The 9,631-nt window shown below is 45.9% G+C and carries 13 protein-coding genes; all 13 read left to right on the forward strand.

Annotated features, from left to right (window positions below; translation table 11 throughout):
* The first annotated feature begins 6 nt into the window (after nt 1-6).
* The 13 genes from VM640_RS10600 (at nt 7) to VM640_RS10660 (ending at nt 9,253) form a co-directional block, all read left to right on the forward strand.
* A complete protein-coding gene (locus VM640_RS10600; protein WP_325391989.1) occupies nt 7-651 on the forward strand; it encodes a flagellar brake protein in 645 nt (214 codons plus the stop codon).
* Between the two features lie 2 nt (nt 652-653).
* Complete coding sequence (locus tag VM640_RS10605) at nt 654-1,250, forward strand: chemotaxis protein CheC (RefSeq protein WP_325391991.1); 597 nt, start codon at nt 654-656, stop codon at nt 1,248-1,250.
* Complete coding sequence (locus VM640_RS10610; RefSeq protein ID WP_325391993.1) at nt 1,247-1,729, forward strand: chemotaxis protein CheD; 483 nt, start codon at nt 1,247-1,249, stop codon at nt 1,727-1,729. The genes VM640_RS10605 and VM640_RS10610 overlap by 4 nt, the downstream gene beginning before the upstream one ends.
* A 1-nt stretch (nt 1,730) precedes the next feature.
* Nucleotides 1,731-2,165, forward strand: coding sequence for a hypothetical protein (locus VM640_RS10615; protein ID WP_325391995.1), 435 nt, complete (start codon nt 1,731-1,733; stop codon nt 2,163-2,165).
* 24 nt (nt 2,166-2,189) lie between these two features.
* On the forward strand, nt 2,190-2,942 hold the full coding sequence (locus VM640_RS10620; RefSeq protein ID WP_325391997.1) for a FliA/WhiG family RNA polymerase sigma factor: 753 nt from the start codon (nt 2,190-2,192) through the stop codon (nt 2,940-2,942).
* Between the two features lie 154 nt (nt 2,943-3,096).
* Nucleotides 3,097-4,725: a flagellar hook-length control protein FliK gene (locus tag VM640_RS10625; protein WP_325391999.1), complete on the forward strand. Its 1,629-nt coding sequence runs from the start codon at nt 3,097-3,099 to the stop codon at nt 4,723-4,725.
* A gap of 8 nt (nt 4,726-4,733) precedes the next feature.
* The gene (locus VM640_RS10630; RefSeq protein ID WP_325392000.1) at nt 4,734-5,192 is read left to right on the forward strand and encodes a flagellar hook capping FlgD N-terminal domain-containing protein; all 459 of its coding nucleotides are present in this window, start codon (nt 4,734-4,736) and stop codon (nt 5,190-5,192) included.
* Between the two features lie 24 nt (nt 5,193-5,216).
* Entirely contained in the window at nt 5,217-6,035 is an 819-nt protein-coding gene (locus VM640_RS10635; protein WP_325392002.1) for a flagellar hook-basal body complex protein, read from the forward strand.
* Nucleotides 6,036-6,061: 26 nt separating this feature from the next.
* Nucleotides 6,062-6,862, forward strand: coding sequence for a flagellar hook-basal body protein (locus VM640_RS10640; RefSeq protein WP_325392004.1), 801 nt, complete (start codon nt 6,062-6,064; stop codon nt 6,860-6,862).
* Nucleotides 6,863-6,867: 5 nt separating this feature from the next.
* Nucleotides 6,868-7,272, forward strand: coding sequence for a flagellar basal body rod protein FlgB (gene flgB / locus VM640_RS10645; RefSeq protein ID WP_325392006.1), 405 nt, complete (start codon nt 6,868-6,870; stop codon nt 7,270-7,272).
* A 38-nt stretch (nt 7,273-7,310) separates the two neighbouring features.
* Nucleotides 7,311-8,069, forward strand: coding sequence for a flagellar hook-basal body protein (locus VM640_RS10650; RefSeq protein WP_325392008.1), 759 nt, complete (start codon nt 7,311-7,313; stop codon nt 8,067-8,069).
* 54 nt (nt 8,070-8,123) lie between these two features.
* A complete protein-coding gene (locus VM640_RS10655) occupies nt 8,124-8,585 on the forward strand; it encodes a chemotaxis protein CheW (protein ID WP_325392010.1) in 462 nt (153 codons plus the stop codon).
* Between the two features lie 20 nt (nt 8,586-8,605).
* The gene (locus VM640_RS10660) at nt 8,606-9,253 is read left to right on the forward strand and encodes a lytic transglycosylase domain-containing protein (protein ID WP_325392012.1); all 648 of its coding nucleotides are present in this window, start codon (nt 8,606-8,608) and stop codon (nt 9,251-9,253) included.
* The last annotated feature ends 378 nt before the right edge of the window (nt 9,254-9,631 follow it).

Raw genomic sequence — 9,631 nt, forward strand, 5'->3', positions numbered from 1 at the left:
GGTGGTATGGATTACCGCAAAATACTTGTACCTGGTCTGGCTGTTGATCTTGTGATTGCCGATGGAGATTTAGCTGGACAATATAAAACCCATCTCGATGAAGTAGGAGAAAAGATTCTTTCGGTTTTTGCGCCAATGATGCAAGGCCAGGTTGTTCCTTTTCGGGAAGGAACCCGAGCAAAAGTCATTTTTTGGGATGATGTGGCGGCGTATGCAATTGAGACGGTTATTATCCAGAGAATCGCAGTTCCTGTTCCTATTTTTGTCTTGGAACTACCGGAGGATATTTATCGCGTTCAACGTCGGAACTTTGTACGGGTTCCTGCCGTTTATCCCTTGACCTTCCGATCTGTTGACAGACAAGGGTTAAGTGATACTAAAAAAGGAACGATGCTCGATTTAAGCGGAGGCGGAATGCGTTTTCAGACGAGCGAATCGGTGGAGCTGGGGGCTATCCTTTTAGCCTATCTGGACCTGCCCTCTGGACCGATTCAAACGTCAGCTCGAGTTTGTCGAGCGGATAAAATCCCAGATAGTAAAAACTACAGTATTTCTGTTGATTTTTATCAGATTCCAGAACGTGATCGAGATCGCATCATCCGCAGTGTTTTTGATCTCCAAAGGGTCATGCGCAAGAAAGGACTGGTCTAGTTATGGAAATCTCACAAATTCAATTGGATGCCTTGCGTGAAATCGGCAATATAGGCTCTGGGCATGCAGCGACGGCGTTATCCGCTCTTCTCCAACGGCGAATCGATATGTCGGTTCCAGAGGTCTGGGCTGTGCCATTTGAAAATGTCGAATCTGTAATCGGACAACTGGACACGCCGCAAGCCGTTGTCTACGTTAAAGTTGAGGGAGATGCCCATGGTAAAGCTGTCTTTTTCTTCCCGTTAGAGAGCGCCGAGATTTTAGTCCAGGCCTTATTTGGCACGGACCAACAGATGGATCTTTTTGCTGATGAAATGGTTCAATCCGCACTCAAAGAAGTGGGCAATATCATGGTCAGCTCTTTTTTAATGGCGCTGACCAGTTTCTCCGGAATTCCTTTACAGCCCTCAGTCCCGGCACTTGCTGTTGATATGGCAGGAGCAATTCTTGATGCCATTCTGCTCGAAGATGGTTCACTCGATGACAGCGTTTTATTTATTGATACTCAACTTTCGGGAATACCCCAAATTGAGGGGCAATTTATTTTTCTTCCGAACGAAGGTTCGTTAAAGAAACTGTTGGGGGCTTTGGGAGTATGAGTAATGTAATCACGGTGGGGATGGCGGACTACAAGACCTCGAAAACTCCGGATATTTTGATGACAGCTGGCCTAGGTTCATGTATCGGGATCTGCATTCATGATCCCGTGGAGAAGGTAGGCGGGATGGCTCATATCATGCTACCCTCGTCCAATGGAAATCCAGGAGCAAATCAGGCGAAATATGCTGATACGGCGATTGAGCTTTTAATCCAAGACATCCTTCGCTTGGGCGCCCATAAAATACGTCTGCGGGCCAAAATCGCTGGCGGGGCGCAAATGTTCTCCTTTCCGGGAAAGACGAATGTTCTTAAGATCGGTGACCGGAATGCGGAAGCAGTGGAAGCGGAACTGAAACGCTTTGGCATACCTCTGCTCGTCACTGATGTCGGCGGCAGCTTCGGGCGGACGATTCATTTTGACGTCGGTACCGGAGATTTAAAGGTTCGGACGATTAACCATGGCGAAAAGGTGATTTGATTTGGACAAAGAAACCTTCAATAAATGGGCGTGGAGATTAGCGCTCGGGACAGCAATCATCGTGGGAATCCTCAGCTGGCAGACGGATGTTGGCTTTTTATGGAGTATTATCCGGATGATCTTATCTTTTCTTTTGATGTATGGACTGAGTTACGGAAGTTTGTACGGGTTTGAAAAAGCGGCTCCTCTCTCCGAAGAAATTTCGGAAGATATCTCTGGAATCGATGAAGCCAACGGAGACCGTGGAGTTTATTTAGACGTTGCCGTGGGTCAAGAAGAGTTTGAGCCGGATGCGCGTTCCCCTGAGGATGGTGGGACTTCCTTCAAGGGAAGTGGGTCGCCAATTGCAGGTCAAGTGGCTGCTAATTTATCCGAAGGAATACTGGATACGAAAAAACAAGCGGAAATGGTTCAACGTATGGGCTGGAGTGAGTAAGAGAAGTAAAGGAGGTCGATTCGCGTGCTACCTAATCCTTACGAGGGTGCCAATAACCGTGGTCCTTGGAATGTTGAGCAGATTGAAAAATATTTGCCTCTGGTAAAACGCCTTGCGGGTCGACTTATGATTTCACTTCCCCAATTTGTTGATGAAGATGATTTGATCGGATATGGCGTTTTTGGTTTGCTCGATGCTCTGGAACGTTTTGATCTGGCGCGCGGGGTCAAGTTTGAAACGTATGCAACTTTAAGGGTTCGGGGGGCGATAATCGATGGTTTGCGGACAATGGATTGGGTGCCTCATTCTGCTCGCCAAAAAGTAAAACATATTCAGGAAGCCTTTGCTCAAGTCGAAGCAACACAAGGGCGACCTGCTGAGATTGAAGAGGTCGCTGTTTACTTACAGATCGATGTACGCGAACTCGAAGGGGCTATCCAGCAAGGGCAGATCCTCAACCTAACCTCTCTCGATGAGCTATCTACAGGAGAAGAGGGAGAAAGTCTGTCGCCTTTAAATATTTTAAAGGATCCTCTGGCCCAGGAAGCTTATCAGGAAGTTGAAATTGAGGAACAGCATAAAATATTGGCTGATGCAGTAGAAAAGCTTCCCGAGAAGGAAAAGCTGGTCGTGGCTCTGTACTATCAGGAAGATATGACCCTTAAGGAAATTGCCGCTGTTATGAAGCTCACCGAATCGCGAATTTCTCAGCTTCATTCCCAAGCCATTCTACGCTTAAGAGGACGTTTAAGTCGGCAGAAGAAGAATTTATTTTAGAGTATTGTGATTTAAAATTGTTTTAGTGTTTTGTTGATTTGTTGTTTCGGAGTTTTCGGTTTGTATGAATCCATTGAGATTGATTGCAGTAACCTTAAGTTTTCGACAGGTTTTTACGATAGAGTTAATAGAGTCTATTTTTGGAGGTGGTGCCATGTCAGAAATCAATGTCCTTGTTAGTGGAAATGCTACTCCCCAAGTCAAAGATGGGGTCGTTTCAACTGAGAAAAATTCAGGTCCAGACAGTGCGGCAATGGAATTCGCGGCAATTCTTGGTGGCTGGATGGCTCAAGCATTAGGACAAGGACAAGACTCTGGGCTCCAGAGCAGTGATCCGGCAGGCAAGGAGGCCAATTCCGGACAAACAGGGTTTCAGGGGTTAGAGGGCATGTTGGGCTCATTACGGATGATAGCCGGGCTCAATTTGGGATCTGCCAGCGGACAAAATCAGCAAGGTAGTGATGCTTTGATGAAGGCGATTAGTCCAGAGATCATGACTCTTCTTTCCCAAGGAAACCTACAAGGGGATGTCACTGGTCCAGGGATGGGATCAGGGCAACTTCAAGGGGGAAAATCCCCACTAACGGAGTTGGATCAATATAGAGTATTAATTACCCAGCTATTACAGGACATGTCCGGAGAAATCAGTAAGGTGTCCTATAAACCCACTGATATTCAAGGACTTCTTACCCAATTAAGTCAAGAACTGAATTTAAACACATCAAGTATAAATGCTGATCAATCAAATTTCATTGGAGCGAAACTTAACGTTCAGTCCATTTTAGGTCAACTAGTAGAAAGTTCATTAACTCAAAACACAGCTTTGGCTCAAACCCAGCCTAGCTTCACTCAAACGGTATCAAATTCATTGGCTGTTTCCAAGGATCAAGTACCGAGTGAGACTCAAATTATGAACTCGAATGATATCCAGAAAGGTATTCAAAGCAAGGCGAGCGAGCAAGTTACAAATGTAGCCCAAGTTGTGAATTTGAGTGCTCAAAGTAAAGAAGCAGTGCAGTCCAATCCGAATATTGAAAAGGCTGTAGTTCAAAATCTCAACCCGACCCAGAACATTCCATTAGCTCAAACTCAGAATACCCCTCAACCGGGAGGGTTACCCACAGGAAACCATCTTCTTCACATGAATATCCAGACGGAAACAGGTCAGAGTGGTACTGGAAACGAGAAAAAGGATCTTTCGGGTAACGGTAATATCACGAATTCCAAGGCTAGCAAAACGGAAGGCACTAATTCTACTCTGGGAAATTTCAATCTTGCAAATTTAACTTTAATTTCAACAGCAGATGTGGGAAACAAAACGAGAGTTTCCTCGAATTTGCCAATATGGCAGCAGGTTGCTCAAGAGCTTCAAGCCAACGTGCTTCACCAACTTCCTACAATTCGTGAGTTAAATATTCAACTGCACCCAGCAGAACTTGGTCAAATTAGTATTAACCTTACATGGGATAATGGACAGGTCAATATGCAGATGAAGGCCTCAGAGGCTGCGACTGGACAAATCTTGCAGAATAATTTTGCCGAACTGCGTGAGAGCCTTTCACAATCTGGCGTACAATGTGGCATGATGCAAATGGGACTTTCAGATTCGAATCAGAATTTTAACCAGGGTCGAAACCAAACCTTTAGCTCACAAAGCAAGAATCAAAACAACCAAGAGTCAAATACCTCTCTTAAACTTGATGATGTGAGATTAGATGTATTGCCGACTTATGGCTTAGATCAAGGACTAACTCAAAATAACCGGATCAACGTAACAGCATAGGAGGTAACATGAGTACGATCAGTGCAACGAATCCTACGACCCCAAGAACGCAAAGTTCAAGCCAGTCGATAACTTCCGCAGTCAATCAAACGTTGGGAAAAGATGATTTTCTAAAACTGCTGACAACAGAAATGAGAAATCAAGACCCATTACAACCGATGGATAACAAGGATACGATCGCCCAATTGGCTCAGTTTAGTTCTCTGGAACAAATGAATAATCTGGCCACGTCAGTGGGTGATCTGAAGACTAGTTTGACCAGCTTTATGCAGCAGTCCCTTCTTACTCAAGGATCAGCTCTAATTGGTAAGCAGGTCTCTGGTAGGGACACTGACGGAGTAACCGTCATTTCTGGGATTGTGGACTCAGTCCAATGGCTCAATGGTAATCCCCAACTTAGTCTGTTACAAACGGATGGTTCTTTGAAGACATTAGAAATGAATCAAATAACAGATGTATCGAAATAAAAAATAAAGGGAGGGTAACCCGTTATGATGCGTTCACTTTATTCGGCCATATCTGGGCTGAAAAATCACCAAACGAAAATGGATGTTATCGGCAATAACATTGCCAATGTAAATACAACTGGTTTTAAAAAGAGCAGGGTCACGTTTTCTACGATGCTGAGTCAGACTATGAAGGGGGCATCTACACCAACAGCAGGAACAGCTGGAGGTACCAATCCTATGCAAGTTGGCTTAGGCTCTTCACTTGCTTCCATTGACCAAATCATGACTGACGGATCTCAGCAGACAACTGGAAATCCATCAGACCTGAAGATCGCTGGGCCTGGTTTTTTTACGTTGAAAACGACTGCGGGAGAGACAGTTTATTCCCGCTCGGGTGCCTTTAATAAAGATGCTCTTGGGCAGCTGGTTGATCCGGCATCTGGAGCACTGGTATTAGATTCAGCAGGTAATACTATTACAATTGACCCGGCAACTTATGGCAGCTATGATATCGCTCCTACAGGTGTTGTCACAGGTTATAAGCTAACGGACGGAACACCCGTAACAATTGGAGCGGGAATTCAGATTGCAACGTTTCCAAATCCTGCTGGACTGACAAGTATAGGCGGTAGTTTTTACAAAGTTTCCAATAACTCCGGGGCTGCTACTTCCTATGGGGGTGGTACTCCCTATCCTTCCGGAACATCATTAGTTACCGGAGCTCTCGAAATGTCTAACGTTGACCTTTCTCAGGAATTTACGGATATGATTACGGCTCAACGTGGTTTCCAAGCGAATTCTCGTGTGATCACAGTATCGGATACGATGCTTCAGGAGCTTATTGATCTTAAACGGAATTAATTAACAGCGCAATCGGAGGCAATTTTATGCGTTTACTGAGTACGGGTGCTGCTGGAATCCGAGCCCAACAGGTCGCTCTGGATGTGGTCGGCGATAATATGGCGAATGCCAATACTACTGGTTTTAAAGCAAGTCAACCGGATTTTGCGGAAGCACTGGCAACTGAACTGCGACCTGCAAATGTGACACTGAATGGCGCACCTGTAGGAGCAACCCTTAATGTCGGAGCAGGAGTGTTTTACAACGCTATTGGTACAGATTTTAAACAGGGAGCGATGATGACAACCGATCGTTCGGCGGACGTTGCTATTAATGGATCAGGTTTCTTTGAAGTAACAACGGCCAATGGTGGAAAAGCATATACTCGGGATGGAAATTTTCAAGTGGATGCTGCTGGTAATTTGTGTGATACAAATGGGAATATTGTCACGTTGGTGGATGATCAGGGGAATGTGATGCCGAATGGAAATCTTTTGAATACCCAAGAGCTTGAAATTGGCAGTGATGGAGCGGTAACGGCCATGCTTGCCGCGCAGAGAATGTCCTATGGACAGATCCCGCTTGTGGTTTTCCCCAATCAGGAAGGGCTTCAAAAGATGGGCTCGAATTTGTATGGAATATCCGCAAGCTCTGGTGCAGCCCAGTTCGCGAAAGCGGGAACAACGGGGGCGGGAAGTCTGCAGAGTAAAGCTTTAGAAGCTTCAAATGTTGATTTGGCTGCTAATATGACGGATTTGATCCAAGTCCAAAGGGCCTATCAGATGAATTCTCGGATGGTCTCCGATGGCGATCAGATGTGGGGCATTGCGAACTCCCTAAGGAGGTAATGAATATGTCAGGTTGGTTAGATAATCCGATGCTTTCGGTATTGGAAACAGGGCTAGATGCATCAAGCATGAGACAGAAAGTACTGTCCAATAATGTTGCGAATGTGGATACGCCTAACTTCAAACGCTCTGATGTAAATTTTCAGCAAGTTCTGGGAGAGGCCCTGGGTGAACCGGGGACGGACCTTCCCCTGAAAGTAACAACTCCTCAACATATTCAAGGCGTTACGGGGAGTAATCAATCCGGTGTAGTGACTGATGGAAGTACGACTTTGCGAAATGATGGCAACAATGTCGATATTGACCGAGAGATGGCCAATGTCGCAGAAAATGGTTTGTATTACAATTCAGTGACTCAGGCCGTGACTTCTCAACTGGGTCTTTTGCGCATGGTGATTCAGGGAAAATAGCAGAAGTTAAAAGTTCTGGATAGGGAAGGCGTGAGATCATGATTCGAGGACTTTACACCGGGGCAGCTGGCATGTTAGCATCGCAAACGCAAAGTGATATCATCGCGGATAATGTTGCTAATGTCAGAACCCCGGGTTACAAGGAAGAAGACGGAATAGTTAAGGCTTTTCCCGATATGTTAATTGAGCGAACAGCCCTTACCAACGGAAGGGCGGAAAATACCCTGATTGGGAGTATGGGTACAGGTGTCGTTGTGGATCGTGTTGCCCGCATGAATGTTCAGGGTGCGCTCCAAACGACGGATTTACCGACAGATTTGGCAGTCACTTCACCAGGCTTTTTTGCGGTTCAGACTCCTGACGGGGAACGTTATTCTCGAAATGGACATTTTCAGATCAGCGCTAACGGGACCTTGCAAACCGCAGATGGCCTTTCGGTTCTCGGTGAGAATGGCCCGATTGGGACATTGAGCAAGACGTTTACAGTCAGCGCAGATGGAACGGTATCTGATCAAGGACGAGTTATTGATCGCTTAAAGCTAGTGCAAATTCCCCAAGAAACGCTGGTCCGAGAAGGACAGTCCTTGTATTCTTCAGCCCAACCTGGACAAATCCAAAATGTGGGACTGGGTACAATACAGATCCGTCAGGGTGCGGTTGAAGGCTCAAATGTTGATATTCCCGGACAAATGACCAAGATGATTACGGTGATGAGAGCGTATGAAGCGAATCAAAAGGTCATTCAGACTCTGGATACGACTCTTGATAAAGCTGTAAATGAAGTGGGAAAAGTCTGAGATTAGAGTCATCATAGTGATATTCATGTGATTGGATGATAGGAAGTGAATTCGATGGGAAAACAAATGGTCATTTTTGCGCTTGGACAAGAAGAATATGCAATGCCAATCGAAGTTGTGCGTGAAATTACGCGTCTCGATAATATCCGTCCGATCCCCCAGGCCCCCGCTTATGTCAAGGGCCTGATCAATATTCGGGGAACAGCTATTCCCCTCATTAACCTGCGTTCCCGGTTTGGAATCGCGCAAGACGACATTGTAGCATCTACCGAGGGAGATGCGAGTGTCGAACATAAATTAGCCCTGATTACCGAAGTTGATGGAGAAGCTGTTGGATTTGCTGTGGACGAGGTCAGGGAAATAAGAGTTCTTGATGAGATTTTGCCACCCCCTCAACTGGTGACAGCTCCTTTTATTGGGGGGATTGTGAATCTACCCGAGCGCATTATTATGTGCCTCATCCCTGAAAGGATTCTCGAAAGAGAAGAAATTCAGGGACTTCGTCAATTGGTCTAAAAGGAAAGGAGGAGTTACGATTGAATGTAGCGGAAATGCTTCTTTTCTACCAACTTCAAAACATGAATCAAGCCTGGACGAACAGCTCAGAAACTAACCCAACATCAACTACCGATTCATCGCAAACTCTTCTTTTTAAAGCTCTGTTAGAATCAGCCCTCAGCGCAGGGCCGGGGACAGCGTCAGCGGGAAGTCAAGGATATCAAGACTTAGGCTTACAAAGCTATTCTGGGTTTAACCCGCTCCATCAAACTTCGCCAACGCTAAGAACAGGAAACTCAGACATCGAAAGCCTGATCGCCCAAGTTGGGCAGAAATACGGCGTGGACTCAAACCTGATTCGGCAAGTCGTACTCGCAGAGTCCGGTTTTGATTCAGGAGCGGTTTCGCAGGCTGGGGCAATGGGGCTGATGCAGCTGATGCCAGGAACGGCGCAAACTTATGGTGTTACAAATCCTCTGGATCCGGTCCAGAATCTCGACGGTGGAACGCATTTTCTCCGAGATTTGCTCGACCGTTTTCATGGAAATGTGCCACTGGCATTGGCCGCCTATAATGCTGGGCCTGGGACGGTCGATAAATATCAAGGAATTCCTCCTTATCAGGAAACGCAAAACTATGTACGAAAGATTATGAACGGTGTTGGAAAATTCGATGCTCAAGCTTGAGACTGTTATTCTTAGGAATAGCGGCCTTTTTGTTATACTAACAGAAAGAATAAGTCTGGGGGCAGATAGTATAAGTGCAACCAGCGGCTTTCGCTTTCCTACGATGCAAGTAGTTAAGTCCGGCCGGATAAGGCGACTAAGGCCATCGCTTTGGCGCTGGCCAAGTCTTCTTTATCCTACGATGCAAGTGGTTACGTCCGGCAGGATAAGGCGACTAAGGCCACCGCTTTGGCGCTGACCAAGTCTTCTATATCGCAAAGCTCGGCGAAAGCCGGGTTTTCTTTATACTAACAGAAAGTATAAGTTTAGGGCAGATAGCATAAGTGCAACCAACGGCTTTCGTTCTCGCTATGCTCGGCGAAAGCCGGGTTTTCTTTA

The sequence above is a fragment of the Desulfitobacterium sp. genome (genome assembly GCF_035539115.1).
Classification (GTDB): domain Bacteria; phylum Bacillota; class Desulfitobacteriia; order Desulfitobacteriales; family Desulfitobacteriaceae; genus Desulfitobacterium_A.

Excerpts from the sequence above, each read along its gene's own strand:
- flgB (WP_325392006.1), top strand. The coding sequence starts at position 6,868 with ATGTCAGGTTGGTTAGATAATCCGATGCTTTCGGTATTGGAAACAGGG.
- VM640_RS10640 (WP_325392004.1), top strand. The coding sequence starts at position 6,062 with ATGCGTTTACTGAGTACGGGTGCTGCTGGAATCCGAGCCCAACAGGTC.
- VM640_RS10605 (WP_325391991.1), top strand. The coding sequence starts at position 654 with ATGGAAATCTCACAAATTCAATTGGATGCCTTGCGTGAAATCGGCAAT.
- VM640_RS10600 (WP_325391989.1), top strand. The coding sequence starts at position 7 with ATGGATTACCGCAAAATACTTGTACCTGGTCTGGCTGTTGATCTTGTG.
- VM640_RS10630 (WP_325392000.1), top strand. The coding sequence starts at position 4,734 with ATGAGTACGATCAGTGCAACGAATCCTACGACCCCAAGAACGCAAAGT.
- VM640_RS10655 (WP_325392010.1), top strand. The coding sequence starts at position 8,124 with ATGGGAAAACAAATGGTCATTTTTGCGCTTGGACAAGAAGAATATGCA.
- VM640_RS10635 (WP_325392002.1), top strand. The coding sequence starts at position 5,217 with ATGATGCGTTCACTTTATTCGGCCATATCTGGGCTGAAAAATCACCAA.
- VM640_RS10625 (WP_325391999.1), top strand. The coding sequence starts at position 3,097 with ATGTCAGAAATCAATGTCCTTGTTAGTGGAAATGCTACTCCCCAAGTC.
- VM640_RS10610 (WP_325391993.1), top strand. The coding sequence starts at position 1,247 with ATGAGTAATGTAATCACGGTGGGGATGGCGGACTACAAGACCTCGAAA.
- VM640_RS10650 (WP_325392008.1), top strand. The coding sequence starts at position 7,311 with ATGATTCGAGGACTTTACACCGGGGCAGCTGGCATGTTAGCATCGCAA.